Source organism: Mariniflexile fucanivorans (assembly GCF_004341235.1).
Lineage (GTDB): Bacteria > Bacteroidota > Bacteroidia > Flavobacteriales > Flavobacteriaceae > Mariniflexile > Mariniflexile fucanivorans.
The window spans coordinates 221,480-240,207 of record NZ_SLUP01000004.1 but is presented as its reverse complement, the minus strand read 5'-3'; the positions used below and the strand labels follow the sequence as shown (position 1 = coordinate 240,207).

Below are 18,728 nucleotides of genomic sequence, written 5' to 3'. Positions count from 1 at the left end.
AAAATTTGAATTTATTTATTACTTATGCATCTTCTTTCTTATTCTGCTCTAAGTACTCACTAGGTGTCATATCATATAATTCACGGAAAGTTTTACCAAAATAAGCAGCCGAATTAAAGCCAGACATATGCGTTATTTCTTTAATGGTATATGCACCTTTAAGTAATAATTCTGAAGCATATTTCAATCTAATTGTTCGAATAAAATTACTTGGGTTTTGCCCTGTGATAGATTGTATTTTTCTGTAAAACTGAGACCTACCAATACCTATTTCTTTCAATAAATGCTCCAATTTAAAATCGATATCGCTAATATTATCTAAAATAACTTTGGTGGTTTTTTCAAGAAATGCTTCATCTATAGAATTACTGGTCACCTCATTTGAGCTTATAACAGCCCCAAGTTTTGAGAATTTTTCTCTAAGGATTCGTTTAGATTCCAATAAATTAGCAATTCTTGCTTTTAAAACATTTAAATTAAATGGTTTTCCTAAATAACCATCTGCCCCTGTTTTATAGCCTTCTATTCTATCTTCTTCTAAAGCACGGGCCGTTAATAAAATCACTGGGATGTGACAGGTTTCAAATTCCGATTTTATTTTTTTGCACAATTCAAAACCATCCATTTTTGGCATCATTACGTCGCTAACAACAATATCTGGGTAATGTTTTAATACTTTTTCCAACCCTTCTTCCCCATTTACAGCTTCAATAATGTGATAACGGATTTTCAGTTCATTCCTTAAATGCTCCCTTAGCTCTTTATTGTCCTCAACAATTAATATGGTAGGCAATTCGCCCTTCTCTGTTGTTTCCACTTTATCATCATACTTTTGGCTAGCATCAGATATAAGCATATCGTACTCAACAGATTTCATTGAGTTTATTAAAAACTCATCCTTCACATTATTAATAACACTTGACTCTGCCGATTTATTATAAGGAATTCTAACAACAAATTTACTGCCTTTATTGAATTGGCTTTCCACAAAAATTTCTCCGCCATGAAGTTCAACCAAACCACGTGTATAATTTAAACCAATACCTGTACCTGTTTTATGTGGATCCACATTATAAAAGCGCGAAAATATCTTTTTAAGTTGTTCTTTATCAAGGCCAATACCAGTATCTTCAACAACTATTTCAATATAGGAATCTAATTTTTTCTTATCTTGTTTAAGAAAGTTTAAGTTTCTGGTTTTCTCTGAAAACCTATTTACTGATACCTTAATCTCCCCACCACTTTCTGTAAATTTAATAGCATTTGAAATTAAGTTGGTAAGTATCTTTTCTATTTTATCAAAATCGAAAAAAGAAAATAATTGCTCTGAAGTGGATGAAAAAACATAATCAATTCCTTTTTTTGAAGCAACTCCTTTAAAAAGGGTAAAAATATCGTTACTAAACTTGATGATATCTCCTTTTTGTAATTGTAGAGGCGCCATACCTACTTCCATTTTTCTATAATCCAATAACTGGTTTACGAGATACAATAAACGTCGGGCACTTCGTTGAATGGACATGGCAGATGTTTTTACAACTTCGGCATCATTAAAACCTGTTATTAATTTATCCAACGGATTCAAAATCAACGTTAAAGGCGTTCTGAACTCATGAGAAACGTTTATAAAAAACTCCAGTTTCATCTGGTCGAATTCACGTTCCTTTTCACTATTAACACTTTCGGTATAATATTTTTGGAAAAACCATAAGATTACCGCTGCAATAATTACATAAAGCGCATAGGCCCACCAAGTTTTCCAAGGTGGAGAATTAATTATGATATTAACTGAAGCTGCTGGAGCCGTATCCCAATCACCATCTACCGAAGCTTTCACGTTAAAAACATAATCTCCAGGTTGCAAATTGGAATAGTTTATAACTCTATTGTTACCAGCCACAACATATTCATCATTAAGCCCTTCCATTTTATAAGCATATTTTACTTGCTCTTGGTTTTGATAATGAAGTGCTATAAAATCGAATGATAAATTGGATTGATTATAGTTTAATGTAATATGGTCTGCTTCTGAAAGTGGTTTTTTTAAAGTAAACTTATTATTTATTTTATCACCTACTTGAACATATTTATCATTTATTTTCAATCCAGATATAGTTGGAAGTAGTTTTGCTGAAGAGGTAATAACAATATCTTTGGGATTAAAAATATTAAAACCATTAATACCTCCTGCCAGAATACGTCCGTCATCAGTTATTTCGATGGATTTACTTTGGTATTCCATCCCCTGTAAACCATCGTGGGTATTAAAGTTTTTGAATTGATTCGTTTTAGGATTTAAAAACGACAAACCACTTCTTGTGGTAATCCAAAAATTATGAAAATGGTCTTCTTTTAATCCTGTAATTAAATTATTGGGCAAACCATCTTGGGTAAAATAAGATTTTACTAAATTGAGTTGTGAATCTAATATGTAAATACCAATATCTGTACCTAACCAAATATTGTGCAAATGATCTTCAACAATGTAGTTTATTCGGTTTCCTGCTATACCTTCAACATTTACATCGTTAAATTTAATTTCTTTAGGAAATTCATTTTTCAACTCATTAGGGTTAATATAATTTAAACCTAAAGAGGTACCCACCAAAAGCCGTTGTTTTGAATCTATAAATAATGAAAAAACAAAATTGCTCAACAATCCATCTGCTTTGCTATTTCCTATTTTATAATGATGGAATTTTTTATTTTTTGTATCAAATAAATCCAAACCTTCATCTCTTAAACCCAACCAAACTCTACCTTTATTGTCCTCTACACCGGTCCAAACCGAATTTTGACCAATGGTAGAATCATCCAACTCTTCATGAAAAAACCGTTTACTTTTATGTGTTTCCGGATTAAATTTATTAAGGCCTCCATCTAAAGTGCATACCCAAATATCGCCATCGTTAGCTTCAAATGTGTACAACATTTTATTGGAGCTTAAGGACTCTGCATCGTTAGGATCATGGCTAAAGGTTGTAAAAGTATTGTCCTTATCATCAAACAAATTCAAACCGCCATTATAGGCACCTATCCAAATACGCCCTTTGGAATCTTGAAGTACCGATTGTACTATCTTCTCATTTAAACCGTTTTTTGTTCCCTTTTTGTAGTAGTAATGCCCGAAATTGGACTTAGTAATATCTAATTTACAAATACCTTGATTATAAGTTCCTAACCAAAAAATGCCATCTTTCCCTTGAATCACATCGGAAATTTGATTTCCTGGCAAAGAAAAAGGATCCATGGGGTTATGCTCTAACTGCTGTGTTTCTCCAGTTTTCTTGTTATATAAAAAAATACCAGAACCATCTGTAACAATCCAAATAATTCCAGATGCATCTTGATAAAACTCATAAAAGGGCACGCTTGTATTAGTAAGTTTAACCTGTTTAAAAGTGTTTGTTTTCCTTTGCCACAAAATAAAATTTGAGGCATCGTTACCAATCCAAAAATCGTTATCAGAATCAATAAACAATCGTTTTGGGATATGATTTAATTCGTATGGTGTTTTACTTTCAATTAAAACTCTATAAAAATCATCTGTTTTAGGATTGTATTTATTTAAATGCTGTCCGTTCGTTCCCACCCAAATAAAACCATCCTTATCTTTTACAATAACGTTTACATTATTATTGTCTAAACTAGTTACCGTATTAAATTTAAAAGAATAATGTACTGGGTTTAAATTATTAATATCACTCGTATCATCATGTAATGATAGCTTTACTAAACCACTACTCGTACCTACCCAAAGTTGATTTTCATCCTTATTATACAACAAAGAATTTATAATTTTTTTAGGATTGTATGTAATAAGAGGCTGTTTGTAAAGCGGTATTTGATGAAATGTATTTGTATGTCTGTTGTACAAATTCAAGCCATTGTTTGTGCCAATCCAAAGATTTCCTTGTTTATCTTCTTGAATGGCATTTATTCTATTATTACTTATGGAGGTAGAGTCATTAATAATAGGTCTGAATACTTTAAACTCATAGCCATTGTACTTATTAAGCCCATCAATAGTACCAAACCACAAAAACCCTTGACTATCTTGAAAAACCTCCAAACAGGTACTACTCGATAACCCCTTGTCTGTATTTAGGTTTTCGAACTTAAGGTTTGTATACTGTCCGAAAATAAAATTACAGCAAAAACTTAAAATAATAAGACATAAACTTCTTTTCATTCCATGCTTTTTTTTGAGAATCTACAATAATAATAAATTAAAAATTAAATTATAGAAAGGTGATTTTTCTTTTGAAATTAAATTAATTGACTAGCAATGTAATTAAATGATTTAATAAGATTGCGCTATAAAAAAATACGGAACTAAATTAAACAATTCTGCTTAAAAAAAGCTAAGGCTAGACACAAATAATATATTATTATAATTACCAATATTTATGTTTTAAAACGGTTTTTTTTATATAATTGTTCATTATTTCAAACAAGACCAACTTTAATTTTTTTTATAGCAAAAACGCTTTTGGGTTTGTTATAAAAATCCTTAGCTTTGGTCGCGATTATAGTTATTTAGCGCACGTGGCGGAATTGGTAGACGCGCCAGCTTGAGGGGCTGGTATTCGCTTAGAATGTGGAAGTTCGAATCTTCTCGTGCGCACTTTACTTCATTTAAATAAATTAAAAATCTTCATAAACATTGATTTAATCAATTGATTTTTCTATTTTTGTTCAACTTTTAACCATTATTGATGAACAATATCAAAGTTAACTTCAGCATTAAAGATCTTGAAAACCTCACTGGTATCAAAGCACACACGATACGTATTTGGGAAAAACGCTACAAATTACTTAGCCCAGACAGGACCGATACCAATATTAGGAATTACAGTGTTTCAAGCTTTCAAAAGCTCATGAATATTTCTTATTTAAACAATAACGGTTTAAAAATTTCTAAAATAGCCGATCTTAAAGAAGAGGAAATACCTATAAAAGTAAGAGAATTAGCATCTAGAGGCAAAATTGAAGATCATGCTTTAAACGCCTTCAAAATGTCTATGATGAATTTTGATCAGGTTCTTTTTTACAGTACCTACAACAATTTATTAGAAAATAAAACTTTTAGCCAAATATTCTATGCTGTTTTTCTTCCATTATTAAACGAAATAGGTTTATTGTGGCAAACCAACACCATAACCCCAGCACACGAACATTTTATTTCTGTTCTTATAAAGCAAAAAATTCTTTTAAATACTGAAAGACTGCAGAGCTTAGAGCCAAAACCAATATCTAAAACCTATATTTTATTTTTACCAGACCATGAAATACACGATATAGGACTGCTATATTTAAATTATGAACTAAGAAGTAGAGGAAACCACACCATATTTTTGGGAGAAAGCGTGCCTATGGAAAGCTTAACCGACTTATTCGATTTTTTTGACGAAATTATATTTGTATCTTACTTTACTATTTATCCTGAAGAAGAAAACATCGCTCCTTATTTAAACAATTTTAGCGAATTACTTCTTAAAGATAACAACACTAAATTATTACTTTTAGGACAAAAAATATTAAATTTTGATTCCAGTGAACTTCCAAAAAACATTTCAATTTATAAATCAATTGAAAATTTAGTTAAAGATTTATAAAGTAATACGTTTTTTGTTTAACTTTTTACTATATTTGTTAAACAATATGAAAAAAACAGTAAATATAATAGGTTCAGGGTTTTCATCCATTTCTGCTTCGTGCTACCTAGCCAAAGCTGGTTACGATGTTAGCATTTTTGAGAAAAACAAAACCGTTGGCGGTCGCGCAAGACAATTGATTAGAGATGGCTTTACTTTTGATATGGGCCCCAGTTGGTATTGGATGCCCGATATTTTTGATAAGTTTTTTGCTGATTTCGGTAAAAAACGCTCCGATTTTTTTGAATTGGACAAACTTGATCCTGCCTATCAAATATTTTTTAAGGACGAAATTATTACTATAGGAGATACACTTGAAAAAATCTGTATTGAATTTGATCGCATAGAACCCGGAAGTTCTAAATTTTTGAAGAAATTCATTGATAAAGCTGGAACAAATTATGATATTGCTATAAATAAAGTGGTTTTAAAACCAGGTGTTTCACCATTTGAATTGGTAACTCCAGAAACCGCAGTGCGTGTAGATCAATTTTTTAAGACGATAAGCGGTGAAGTAAGAAAGAATTTTAAAAACCCGAAACTCATTTCTACATTAGAATTTCCAGTTTTATTTTTAGGTGCTAAACCAAGTAAAACACCAGCGTTTTATAATTTTATGAACTATGCCGATTTCGGATTAGGTACATGGCATCCAAAAGGAGGCATGTACGAAATTATAAAAGCCATGAAAAGTGTAGCAGAAAGTTTAGGTGTAAAATTTCTAACAGAAAAACCCATAGATAAAATAGTTATTGAAAATAATAAAGCAACAAGCATAATCTCAAATGGTACAACCTACACAAGTGATATTGTTTTAAGTGGTGCAGATTATCACCATTCTGAAACATTATTAGACCAAAAATACCGTCAATATTCCGAAGCATATTGGAATAAAAAAACATTTGCACCTTCGTCGCTCCTCTTCTATATTGGTTTTGATAAAAAACTTAAAAATGTGAGGCATCATAATTTATTTTTTGACACTAGTTTTGAAACACACGCAGAAGAAATTTACGATAATCCAAAATGGCCAAGCGACCCTTTATTTTATGCTAATTTCCCTTCTGTAACAGACCCATCAATGGCTCCAAAAAACTGCGAAACAGGTTTCTTTTTAATACCTATCGCTCCAGGAATTGAAGATACAGAGGCATTAAGATCACAATATTTTGATTTAATAATCTCAAGATTTGAAAAGTTAACACAACAGAATATCAAAAATAATATAATGTTTAAAGAATCTTTTTGTGTTAAAGATTTTATAGAAGAGTATAATTCATATAAAGGTAATGCGTACGGTATGGCTAATACGCTTTCCCAAACAGCTTTTTTAAGACCTAAATTAAAAAGCAAAAAAGTAAAAAACCTATATTTTACAGGACAACTAACGGTTCCTGGTCCAGGAGTTCCACCAGCATTAATTTCAGGTAAATTAGTTGCAGATTTAATCATAAAACACCATCAAATATGAAATCACTTTTCGATACCGTCTCGTATAGTTGCAGTAAAGTAGTAACTAGAACCTATAGCACCTCGTTTTCTTTGGCTACTAAAATGTTATACAAATCTATTAGAAGTGATATTTACAATATCTATGGTTTTGTAAGGTTTGCTGATGAAATTGTAGATTCTTTTCATGAGTATGATAAAGAAGATTTATTTAATAAATTTTCAGAAGATTTAGAACATGCTTTAAAACATAAAATTAGTTTAAACCCTATTTTAAATTCATTTCAATATACATTTCATAAATATAATATTGATAAGGAATTAGTTGACGCTTTTATGAAAAGTATGCGTTTAGATTTACACAAAAGCGCCTATTTAACTGAAGATGAATACAAAAATTATATATATGGGTCTGCCGATGTTGTAGGATTAATGTGCTTAAAAGTATTTGTTAAAGGAGACCATGACAGATATAATGAACTTAAAGATACCGCCATGGCTTTAGGGTCTGCTTTTCAAAAAGTGAATTTTTTAAGAGATTTACAAGCCGATTTTGATGGTTTGGAACGAAGCTATTTCCCTAACGTAAATTTGAGCAATTTAGATGAAAATTCTAAAAAACAAATCATCGATGATATTGAAAATGATTTTGAAAAGGGACTAAGCGGTATTAAAAAATTACCCATTGAAGCTAAATTTGGTGTTTTTATGGCATATAGATATTATACACAATTGCTAAAAAAACTTAAAAAAACACCGGCATTACAAATAAAAAATGCCAGAATACGTGTTTCAAATCCAAAAAAAATAGAGTTATTAATGCGTAGTTATGTCAAATATCAGTTAAATTTAATGTAAATTTATAGTATGCAAATCTTATATTTTATACTCATCTTTTTAGCAACTTATTGCTTTATGGAGTTTATGGCGTGGTTTACACATAAATACATCATGCATGGTTTTTTATGGAGTTTACACAAGGACCACCATAAAAAAGACCATGATAGTTGGTTTGAACGAAATGATGCTTTTTTTGTTTTTTACGCAGTTGTAAGTATTGGCTGTTTTTTACTGTGGAAAAACGATATATTTTGGGCAGGTTTACCTATTGGAATAGGTATTTTTGCTTATGGTTTATCTTATTTTTTAGTACACGATATTTTTATACATCAGCGTTTCAAACTTTTTAGAAATGCTAACAACAGGTATGCTAAAGGCGTAAGGCGTGCACATAAAATGCACCACAAACACATCGGGAAAGAAGATGGTGAATGTTTCGGGATGCTATTTGTACCTTTTAAATATTTTAAGAAATAGACTTTTTATAGTAACATGACGAAGCACACCCATTTCGATTATATCATCATTGGAAATGGTTTGGCTGGTTTACAGTTAGCATTAAAATTAGCTTCAGATTCTTTTTTTTGCGATAAGCAAATTGCTCTGATTGATCCTTCAGAAAAAAACAATAACGACAAAACTTGGAGTTTTTGGGAAACAGAACCCTCAAAATGGAATTCCATCATTCAAAAATCTTGGGGAAAGGCTTCCATTAAAACTTCAAATAAAACAATTGATTTAAATCTACATCCCTATAGTTATAAAACCATTCGTGCCATTGATTTTTACAACACTTCCAAAGCAAAACTTAATCCAAACAAAAACATTCATTTTTTATTAGAAAGTGTAGAAAATGTTCAAGAATTGAATATTGTTACTGTAAAAACGAACCAACACACATACACTGCTAATCACGTTTTCGATAGTCGGTTACCCGAAGTTTTTCAAAAAACAGCTTCTAATTATATTAACATAGTACAACATTTTAAAGGTTGGATTATTAAAACTGAATCCCCTGTTTTTGATAAAAACAACTTTGTTATGATGGATTACAGGTTGAAAGATGGCGAACAAACCACATTCACCTACATACTTCCTTTTTCTGAGACAGAAGCATTGGTGGAATTTACTTATTTTACAGAACACCCTGTAAATGAAACCGTTTACGATCATTACATTAAAACATACATTGATACGTTTCTAAAAATTGATCATTATTCTATTATTGAAACGGAAACAGGACAAATCCCTATGACGAATTTCCCGTTTGAAAATTTCAACACACAACATATTACCAAAATAGGTACTGGTGGTGGTTGGGTTAAAGGTTCTACGGGCTATTCATTTAAACATACCGAAAAAAAAGTTGCTATTATTGTTGAAAATATAAAAGCAAATAGAAATCCTTCTTACAAATTATTCAAAAGAAAATATAAGTTTTACGACAAAGTTTTTCTGAAAGTTTTAAAAGATGAAAACCATAAAGGCGAATGGATTTTTCAACAATTTTACGATAAAAACTCCGTACAAACCATGTTTCGCTTTTTAGATGAGGAATCTACCTTTTTTGAAGAGCTTAAAATTATGTGGTCGTTGTTTTCATGGTCGTTTATTAAAGCCTTTTTTAAAACGCTTTAATTCAACAAATCATTTTTAATAGTTTAGTACCTAATAAATTTATAAACAAAAAGCCGCAGATAAATGTCTATCCACGGCTTTAAAACACACTAATAACTAATAATAAAAGTCACTCTCAAAAATTTTATATATAAGATTTAGTGTTTCTATGTTTCAAATAGCCACATTGATTATTAAAACTAGAAAAAAAGTTGTTTGCATTCATAAAATAAAAACACGAACTTAATTATTAAAAAATTGGAGCAGGCACAACCCACGACAATAAAGCTATAATTGCTATTCCAATGACTACTGTTATAATATAAAATTTCCGATTATTCATAGAAGTTGAATTTATTGATGCACTGCCAATACATTATTTGTGTTTAATTTCTCTAGATTCTTTAAATATCTCTCTTTAGTTTTATCAAAATCATGACCATCTGCCTGTAGTAATTCTATCGCATTTAATCCTGGAATTTGATATTTGCAGGTATTGAAAAAATAAAATCTTCAATATTCATTCATAAAACGTTTACTATGTGTTAGGCATTAGAATCTGTCATAATTTTATTATTTTATAATATTATTTCAATGGGACTAAAAGTTCCTTCTTGGGTAACCTCAGTGATTTTAATCTGTTGTTTACCATTAGGGAAATCCCATTCAATAATATCATCTTTTGAATATCCCATTAATGCAGACCCCATAGTGGTAAGAATTGAAATTTTATTATTCTTAATATCTTTTTCTGAAGGTTGCACTATTTGAATGCTTTTTTCCCAATTATTATTTACTGTAACCCTTACGATACTATTTAAGCGCACTACATCATCCGGCATTTCTGCCTCGTCTAAAATGTGAGCTGATTTTAATTCTTCTGAAAATTTTGCTAAAGATTTCTGGATTTCATGATCTCCTACATATCCAGAAATGTTAAGAATGCGTTTAATATACACATACTCCTTTTTTTCCAACATGATACTTCCGTATTTCATTTTCTTAATTTTTTATGGGAAAATCCCGCGTTGTATATAAGCTTTTTCAATGCGTTTGATGGCTATACAATAGGCTGCAGTTCGCATATCTACATCTTCATTTTGTGCATATACAGAAACGGCTTCATAAGAACTTTTTAGTTTTTTTTCTAACTTATTCATAACCTCTTCCATATGCCATAATTCGCCATTTCTGTTTTGTAGCCATTCAAAATAACTGGCAATAACACCTCCTGAATTACATAGTATATCAGGAATAATGGCAACACCTTCTTTTAAAAGTACTTGTTCTCCTTCTACGTTTGTTGGTCCGTTAGCACCCTCAGCAACTAACCGTGCTTTAATTTTTGGTGCCGTTTCTTTCGTTATTTGATTGCCCAAAGCGGCTGGAATAAAAATATCACAGTCTACACCAAAAAAATCTTCTTTACCAATAAGTAATGCTTCAGGAAAATTAACAATGCTTCCTTCATTGGTTTTGGTATACTCAAAAAGTGTTTCCACATGAATACCTTTTTGGTTTTCAATACTTCCAAAAGCATCTTGTACTGCAACTAATTTAGCACCTTCCTTTTCTAAAAAATGAGCTGCCCAGTAACCTACATTCCCAAAACCCTGTACCATAAAACGTTTATCTTTTAATGTGTCATTTTGACTTTGTACCCATAATTTGATACTTAAATACACACCAAACCCGGTGGCTCTATCACGACCTTCCAATCCACCACTTCCAGCAGGCTTACCTGTTACAACATGCTGGTTTGCCGAACGTTCCGCAGGTGGTCTGGTACTCATGTAAGTATCGGCAATCCACGCCATAGTTTGGCTATTGGTGTTAACATCGGGTGCTGGAATATCATGCTCAGGCCCAATATTATCCGCCAATGCAAACGTGAACCTACGTGTAATACGTTCCAACTCACTTTGCGAATATTTTGAAGGATCTATTTGAATCCCCCCTTTACCACCACCATATGGCAAACCAGCTAGCGATGTTTTCCAAGTCATCCACATAGCAAGGGCTCTTGCCGCATCAATATCAACTGTTGGGTGGTAGCGCAAACCACCTTTGTAAGGTCCCAAAGCATTGTTATGTTGCACGCGGTAACCCGTAAAAATTTCTATGTCGCCATTGTCCATTTTTACGGGAAAATGAATGACGATTTCATTATTTGTGATGCTTAAAATTTTTCGAATATTAGGATGTAAATTAATATGATTTGCGGCACGATTAAATTGCTCCATCACATTGTCCATCATCCCCTTTTGTAGCACTTTTTTTGTTTTAGAATTTAATTCTTCTGTTAGTATTGCCATGTTATTGTTCTTTATAAATATTGATTCCTATTACATTAACTTAATTTCATTTACCCTTAAAGCTTTTTCTAAACTAATATTTAAGGTAGCTACCGTATTAAAAAATAGTTTACCATCATTTCGTTTTACACTAATTATTGTATTCCCATTTTGCATCTTTTTAATGTTGGTTACAACAACCTCATTTCCTAAGGCAGATTTATAATTGGACACTCCTTTTTCTGTTCCCACAAAATTTCCACGTGGAAGTTTTATATGTTTATACATTTTACTTGACGGATTACCTACTTCTATAACATCGCCTTTTGCTAGATTTATTGATTTACTAAATTGGTCTTGAGCATGCATACTTAAAGTCACAAAAACTATTAAAGTTGCTATTATATAATTTTTCATGATTTATGTTTTTAATTAAATATGATTATGATTTCTATTCTGATTTATTTCGAGTTGTGAAAAAGAATTTGAATGTGTTGGTACTTCATCATATTCACTACACGACCATACTTGACTTTTTTGAGTAGTAAGCACGCAGGTTTTTACATGTATGCAACTAGGACAGATGTTAAATTTATTTGTATTCATAGTGTCTATTCTTTTTTTGAATAAAGACAATACTTATACCAACTTGTGCCACAAAATATGATTGCAATAAAAAACCCTTTGTATATAAGGGTTTTGGGAGTTTTTAGAATGTAAAGTAATAAATAGAAAGTGGTACATAATTACCCAACTGAGGCAAAATGTTCCAGTAATATTATGTAATTAAGAGAATTTATTCTGAAAGTTTTTGACGAATGGTTTTTCTATCAATACCTAAAATTTCAGCAGCTTTAGTTTTGTTATTGTTTGTAGCATTCAAAACTTTTAAAATGTATTGTTTTTCCATTTCCTTTAATGGTAATAACTTTTCATTTGAAAAATCAATATTGAATTTAAGGCTATTGGGTAAGTGTTCAATTTCAATAACCTTATCGCACATGATTACGGCACGTTGAATTACATTTTCCAATTCCCGAATGTTTCCAGGCCAATCGTAACGCTGTAATAAATTGGATGCTTCTGAGGTGATTTTTACAAATCGGTCTTTATATTCCACCCCATATTTAAACAGAAATTTATCTACCAACAACGGTATATCTTCTTTTCTGTCTTTTAAAGGCGCTACATTAATTTCAACAACCGTAAGTCTATAATACAAATCTTCCCTAAAGATTTGTTTTATTATCATATCCTTTAAATCACTATTGGTTGCCGCAATAATACGAACATCTACTTTTTCTGCTTTTTGAGAACCCACTTTCAACACTTCCTTTTCTTGCAAGACACGTAATAATCTTGATTGAACTGCCAAAGATGCATTACCTATTTCATCCAAAAAAATAGTACCGCCATTGGCTGCTTGAAAATAGCCGTTTCTATTGGTGTCGGCACCTGTAAATGCACCTTTCACATAACCAAAAAGCTCTGCTTCCAAAAGATTTTCAGGGATGCCTCCGCAATTCACAGAAATAAAAGGCGCTCTTGAAAATTTACCTTGATAATGAATAGCTCTTGCCACCAACTCTTTTCCTGTGCCGCTTTCACCATTTATAAAAACCGTTGCTTTATTATCTTTAACACGTTCAATAATTTGAATGACTTTATCAATTTTTTCTGAAACACCAATAATCTCACCATACCCCTCTTTATTTGGTTGATGGATTTGGGCTTTTTTAACTGTATTACTTTTTGGCAACGTGCTATCTATTGCAGCTTTCAACTCGTCTTTTGTAAAAGGTTTTGTAAGATAAACGACTTTAGATTTTATGGCCACTAATGAATCTTGAATCGAAGGGTAACCAGTAACTACCAATTTAGGCAATTTTGGGTAATGCTCTGATACAAATTTAAGAAGTTCAAAACCATCAACTTCTGGCATTTTTAAATCAGTAATTAACAAATCAACAGAAGTATCTCTTAAAATAGCAACCGCTTCTTTAACCGAAACAGCTTTATAAGTGTGATAATCCCATGATTTTAAATGCCGTTGTAGCAACTCCAAAATATTGATATCATCATCTACAACCAATATGTTTTCTTTTTGAAATTGCATATAATTACTTTGGTAATGTTACTGTAAAGGTAGCGCCTTTACTCGGATTATTTGTTGCCACAATGGTTCCTTTATGACTGGAAACAATGCCGTGTACGACGCTTAAACCTAAACCGGAACCTTCTCCTGTGGGTTTTGTAGTGAAAAATGGTTGAAATACTTTTTCCAATGCGTCGGAAGAAAGCCCAGGACCTTCATCGGATACTTTGAATACAATAGCCGTATCTGTTTGAAATGTTGAGATGGCTACCAGTCCATTTTTTGGTGAAAAGTAAATAGCATTCGTGATAAGGTTGAAAATTATTTGCGTAAGTTGTATGGTATCCGCCTTTAACCACAAGGTTTCATCTTCTATCTTTACAATATATTTTACTTCTTGTTTTCTGAAAGTAGCATCCAACAAATCGATGGCCCCTTTAATGCTTGGAACTATATTCACCCGTGTCATTTTTTGAGGCATTTCACAAGCAAAAAACATGAGATTTTTTACAACTTCTCTTGAGAAAATAGCACTTTGAATAATCTTATCTAAATCTGCCAAACTTTCGTTGTTATTTTCAAGATTATCTTTTAATAATTCAGCAAAACCTAAAATGTTGGCCAAAGGCGTATTAAGTTCGTGTGCTATTCCTGCAGTGAGCTCTCCTAAAATTTTAAGTCGGTCTGCATGCTCCATTTGCCTTTTTAAAGACATTTCATTTTTCCTGATTTCTACACGTTCGAATAAACTCCCTAATTTTAAAGCGATGGTGTTTAATAGTTGTTGTTCTTCATTTAAAAAATTTTCTTTAGTGAAATTTGAATGATTTAAATGTGCTGAAATAGCACCTGACAACTTATTAAAAATAGCTATTTCTGATACTAATTCCACAGACCTATTTAAAACATGCGACGTTCCTACATTCATGTTATCAACTGAAATGAAAATTTGTGTTTTCTCAGGGAAACTGAACGCCTTTTGCACACTAAACGCAATGGCTTTAAGTGTATCTTCAAGACTCTCAATATCTGCATTCACAATAATAGACGACACCTCATAAAGACAGGTTAATTCTTTTATGCGTTCCTTAAGTGCTAATTCTATATTGCTCATTGCTTTAAAATTTAATTATCAGGTTGATTTCTAAAAATCAAAAAAACAATTAAGTATTTACCACATTTTTAGGATTTCCATCCAAATAAGTCTTTAAATTATCTACAACAGTATCAAGCAAACGTGCTCTCGATTCTTTAGGAGCCCAAGCAATATGAGGTGTAATGATGCAGTTTTTCGCTTTTAATAACGGATTGTTTTCTTCTATGGGTTCTGATGAAACTACATCAACCGCTGCTTCAGCTACTTTTCCAGAATTGAGTGCTTCTTTTAAGTCTTCCTCCACAATTAAACCACCTCTAGCTGTGTTAATTATCATAACACCATCTTTCATTTTTGCAATATTCTTTTTGTCTATAATTCCTTTTGTGCTTTCGTTTAACGGGCAATGCAAACTAATAATATCCGATTTTTCAAAAAGCTCATCTAATTCGACATATCGACATGTGTCCGATTCCAACGATAAATCTTTGCTTCTATTATAAGCCAAAATATGCAACCCAAAAGCCTGAGCTATTTTTGCAGTGGCCTGCCCTATGCTGCCAAAGCCTATAATACCTAATTTTTTTCCTGCAAGTTCAATTAATGGCGTATTCCAAAAACAAAAATCTGGAGCCTTTGCCCATTCTCCATCCTGTACTGCTTTGTTATGGTCTCCAATATGATGGCACATTTCTAACAGCAAACCCATGGTAAACTGCGCCACAGCTGCTGTTCCATAATTTGGCACATTGGTGACTAAAATATCTAAATCTCTAGCGGCATCAATATCTACCACATTATAACCCGTTGCCAAAACGCCTATATATTTAAGGTTAGGAACTTCTGTAAGTACCTCTTTAGGAAGTGGCACTTTGTTTGTAAACACTACTTCGGCATCTCCAATAGTTTTAATAACCGTTTTTGGGTTAAAATCCGTTCGATCGTGCACTTCTAAATCGCCAAACTGTTTAATGTCTTTCCAGTTTAAATCGCCAGGATTTAATGTAAATCCGTCTAAAATTACCATTTTCATATTTTGTGCTTTTTAATGATAATTTATAAAAAATTACTTTAATAAATTATCAATTGTATTTCTTATTTTATCGCTATTCCAATTTACAGCACCATTTTCATCAATAATAACATTGCTGTTTTTGTCTATTAAAAATGTTCTAGGTATGGTTGGAATATCAAAATATTCCGGGTACTCTGCTGCTGGTCTGTACACTTTAAATGTATAATTGTTTTTTTTCAGAAACGGATTGATTTCACTATACCAATCGTTAGTTACAAAAAGGAAAAGCACTTGGTCTTTATAATCATCATAAAGCGCTTGCATACTAGGCATTTCGGCAATACAAGGCGGACACCATGTTGCCCAAAAATTGATTAAAACAACCTTTCCCTTAGCATTTTCAAAATTAAAAGTTACGTTATTCTCATCCGTTAATTTCCAATTGTAATGAGGTAAGCTGGTTAGTTTCGTTTCGTTAATGGATACTGGTTTCACTAATGCGATGGCTTTATGTAATAATACTTGAATAGGTTGTCTAGTTTGTGGAATTAACATCACTGCTATGACCAACAAAAACAGAATGTTCTTAATGTTTTTCTTTAAAAAGCTCATAATTATAAATTAAAAAAGGCATAATTTCTATGTCGAAACTATGCCTAATATATAACAAAAAAATAAAGAATTATTTATTCTTCTTCATCTTTAACAGTCTCTTTTTTTTCTTTAGAATCGTCCTCTAAATCTAACATATTGTGTTCTAACAATAAGTTATACCATTGAATTACTTTTTTTATGTCGCTTGCATACACGCGATCTTCATCATAATCCGGTAAAACCTCAAAGAAATATTCTTCTAATTTATCTTTACTATCTTTAGCTTTTACTGAAGTTGCTCCTCCATTTTCTTTTTTCTGAATGCTTTTAAACACTTCTTTTAAAGGCACTTCCTCTGTTAAAGTATAAATAGCTATTTCACTTAAAACACTTACATTTTGTTGAATATTAACAGACATTCTTTTTTTGTCTATTAACGACTCTGCTACAAAACCACCACGAGTTTGTGCCACTAATTTATACAAACCTGGCTTTCCTGTAATAGCTATAACTTTTTCTAAACTCATAAATTATTTTTTTTAAGAACGGCAAATATCTACCGTTTAATGATGTCTTGCAAATATTATCGTTTCTTTTTTTGGTCTGGAAAACGCATACGGTAATCCACATCTATTTTTCCTTTCGATATGTTTGTTAGTCGTCCTTTTATTAAACGCTTTTTTAAACTCGATAACTTATCTGTAAACAGAATGCCTTCAATATGGTCGTATTCATGTTGTATGACCCGGGCAATTAAACCATCGAACACTTCTGTATGTGGTTCAAAATTTTCATCTAAATATTCAACGGTAATTGTAGGTTTTCTAAAAACATCTTCACGTACATCTGGAATACTTAAACAACCTTCATTAAATGCCCATTCGTCTCCCTCTTCTTTAGTAATTTTCGCATTTATAAATACCCGTTTGAAGCTTTTAAGTGCATTTTGTTCTTCGATTGTTAATTCTTCATCCTCTGAAAACGGCGTAGTATCAACAATAAATAAACGAATGGCTAATCCTATCTGTGGTGCTGCTAAACCGACACCAAAGGCATTGTACATGGTATCGAACATGTTATCCAACAAAATATCTAATTGAGGATAATCTTTATTAATATCGACACCTAATTTTTTTAAAACAGGGTCGCCATAGGCTATAATGGGTAAAATCATGGTTGTAATTTCTATTATTCCTGCAAAAATACAATACTTATAACTTTTTGATTGTATTTATGAAAAATTTATTCGTTTATAAAAGCAACTACTTGGAGTACAAATAGCTTTGAAGAATAAGGGTAGCACTAATTTCATCAACCAAGGCTTTGTTTTTTCGTTGGTTTTTTTTCAGGCCGCTATCTATCATGGTTTGGAATGCCATTTTAGAAGTAAAACGCTCATCAACCCGCTGAATAGGAATATTTGGAAACTGTTCTTCCAATTTCTTTAAAAACGGCACAATAAGCACTTCACTTTCCGATGCCGTATTATCCATTTGTTTGGGTTCGCCAACAATAAACAATTCAACAGCTTCTTTACTTGTGTAATCTTTTAAAAAAGAAACCAATTCATTGGTATTAACCGTAGTAAGACCAGATGCTATAATTTGCAAAGTATCGGTTACTGCTATTCCGGTGCGTTTCATACCATAATCAATTGCTAAAATACGTGCCATATTAATTCTTTTTTGCAAAAATAGGGTAAAAAACAAAAAAGGCTCTCTTTTTAAGAAAGCCTTTTAATAATTTAACCTTGTATAATATTTGAATATGAACTCTTGTTTGGTTTAAGCCTTTATTGGATTGTTGATTTTAGGAAACAATAAGTTTAAATTGTCAACATTTCTTAAACGGTTAAAGTAAAGTCTAATATCACTACTACGAGCTATAGATTCTTTTACTTCTGAAGCCTCAATTAAAATTATTTTGTTTTCAACAGTTACTTCTTTATTATCCTCAGAAACAGAAACAGTATTATTAATCTCAACCTTAACAGTTTCAGTAGTACTTTGTGCGTTACCAAAAGTGAAAGCTAATAAGAAGATTAATAATATGTAAAAGTTTGTTTTCATCT

At 31.6% G+C, this 18,728-nt stretch carries 17 protein-coding genes and 1 tRNA gene; 6 read left to right on the top strand and 12 right to left on the bottom strand.

Going from position 1 to position 18,728, the window contains the following annotated elements; translation table 11 throughout:
- Positions 1-22: 22 nt before the first annotated feature.
- On the bottom strand, positions 23-4,192 hold the full coding sequence (locus EV196_RS10245; protein ID WP_132217665.1) for a hybrid sensor histidine kinase/response regulator transcription factor: 4,170 nt from the start codon (positions 4,190-4,192) through the stop codon (positions 23-25).
- Positions 4,193-4,542: 350 nt separating this feature from the next.
- On the opposite strand from EV196_RS10245, the gene EV196_RS10240 reads away from it, so the two are divergent.
- The 6 genes from EV196_RS10240 (at position 4,543) to EV196_RS10215 (ending at position 9,584) form a co-directional block, all read left to right on the top strand.
- Positions 4,543-4,627, top strand: a tRNA-Leu gene (locus tag EV196_RS10240).
- Between the two features lie 91 nt (positions 4,628-4,718).
- Entirely contained in the window at positions 4,719-5,618 is a 900-nt protein-coding gene (locus EV196_RS10235) for a MerR family transcriptional regulator (RefSeq protein WP_132217664.1), read from the top strand.
- Positions 5,619-5,664: 46 nt separating this feature from the next.
- Positions 5,665-7,128, top strand: a complete 1,464-nt coding sequence (locus tag EV196_RS10230; protein ID WP_132217663.1) for a phytoene desaturase family protein — start codon at positions 5,665-5,667, stop codon at positions 7,126-7,128.
- Positions 7,125-7,964, top strand: coding sequence for a phytoene/squalene synthase family protein (locus EV196_RS10225; RefSeq protein ID WP_132217662.1), 840 nt, complete (start codon positions 7,125-7,127; stop codon positions 7,962-7,964). The genes EV196_RS10230 and EV196_RS10225 overlap by 4 nt, the downstream gene beginning before the upstream one ends.
- 9 nt (positions 7,965-7,973) lie before the next feature.
- The gene (locus tag EV196_RS10220) at positions 7,974-8,423 is read left to right on the top strand and encodes a sterol desaturase family protein (RefSeq protein ID WP_132217661.1); all 450 of its coding nucleotides are present in this window, start codon (positions 7,974-7,976) and stop codon (positions 8,421-8,423) included.
- 15 nt (positions 8,424-8,438) lie between these two features.
- On the top strand, positions 8,439-9,584 hold the full coding sequence (locus EV196_RS10215) for a lycopene cyclase family protein (protein ID WP_132217660.1): 1,146 nt from the start codon (positions 8,439-8,441) through the stop codon (positions 9,582-9,584).
- Between the two features lie 557 nt (positions 9,585-10,141).
- On the opposite strand, the gene EV196_RS10210 is transcribed toward EV196_RS10215, so the two are convergent.
- The 11 genes from EV196_RS10210 to EV196_RS10160 all read right to left on the bottom strand — a co-directional run bounded on the left by EV196_RS10210 (position 10,142) and on the right by EV196_RS10160 (position 18,726).
- Positions 10,142-10,561, bottom strand: a complete 420-nt coding sequence (locus tag EV196_RS10210; protein WP_132217659.1) for a GreA/GreB family elongation factor — start codon at positions 10,559-10,561, stop codon at positions 10,142-10,144.
- Between the two features lie 12 nt (positions 10,562-10,573).
- Complete coding sequence (locus tag EV196_RS10205) at positions 10,574-11,878, bottom strand: Glu/Leu/Phe/Val family dehydrogenase (RefSeq protein ID WP_132217658.1); 1,305 nt, start codon at positions 11,876-11,878, stop codon at positions 10,574-10,576.
- 30 nt (positions 11,879-11,908) lie between these two features.
- On the bottom strand, positions 11,909-12,274 hold the full coding sequence (locus EV196_RS10200; protein WP_132217657.1) for a hypothetical protein: 366 nt from the start codon (positions 12,272-12,274) through the stop codon (positions 11,909-11,911).
- Positions 12,275-12,653: 379 nt separating this feature from the next.
- The gene (locus EV196_RS10195; RefSeq protein ID WP_132217656.1) at positions 12,654-13,973 is read right to left on the bottom strand and encodes a sigma-54-dependent transcriptional regulator; all 1,320 of its coding nucleotides are present in this window, start codon (positions 13,971-13,973) and stop codon (positions 12,654-12,656) included.
- Positions 13,974-13,977: 4 nt separating this feature from the next.
- Positions 13,978-15,066 (bottom strand): sensor histidine kinase, encoded by a 1,089-nt coding sequence (locus EV196_RS10190; RefSeq protein WP_132217655.1) that lies wholly within the window; start codon positions 15,064-15,066, stop codon positions 13,978-13,980.
- 49 nt (positions 15,067-15,115) lie between these two features.
- Positions 15,116-16,081: a D-2-hydroxyacid dehydrogenase gene (locus EV196_RS10185; RefSeq protein WP_132217654.1), complete on the bottom strand. Its 966-nt coding sequence runs from the start codon at positions 16,079-16,081 to the stop codon at positions 15,116-15,118.
- A 33-nt stretch (positions 16,082-16,114) separates the two neighbouring features.
- The gene (locus EV196_RS10180) at positions 16,115-16,675 is read right to left on the bottom strand and encodes a TlpA family protein disulfide reductase (RefSeq protein ID WP_132217653.1); all 561 of its coding nucleotides are present in this window, start codon (positions 16,673-16,675) and stop codon (positions 16,115-16,117) included.
- A 74-nt stretch (positions 16,676-16,749) separates the two neighbouring features.
- Entirely contained in the window at positions 16,750-17,184 is a 435-nt protein-coding gene (locus EV196_RS10175) for a DUF5606 family protein (protein WP_132217652.1), read from the bottom strand.
- Between the two features lie 56 nt (positions 17,185-17,240).
- Positions 17,241-17,831 carry a peptide deformylase gene (def, locus tag EV196_RS10170; RefSeq protein ID WP_132217651.1) on the bottom strand — a complete coding sequence of 197 codons (591 nt, stop codon included), beginning with the start codon at positions 17,829-17,831 and terminating at the stop codon, positions 17,241-17,243.
- Positions 17,832-17,919: 88 nt separating this feature from the next.
- The gene (gene ruvX / locus EV196_RS10165) at positions 17,920-18,330 is read right to left on the bottom strand and encodes a Holliday junction resolvase RuvX (protein ID WP_132217650.1); all 411 of its coding nucleotides are present in this window, start codon (positions 18,328-18,330) and stop codon (positions 17,920-17,922) included.
- A gap of 111 nt (positions 18,331-18,441) precedes the next feature.
- A complete protein-coding gene (locus EV196_RS10160; protein ID WP_132217649.1) occupies positions 18,442-18,726 on the bottom strand; it encodes a hypothetical protein in 285 nt (94 codons plus the stop codon).
- Between the last annotated feature and the right edge of the window lie 2 nt (positions 18,727-18,728).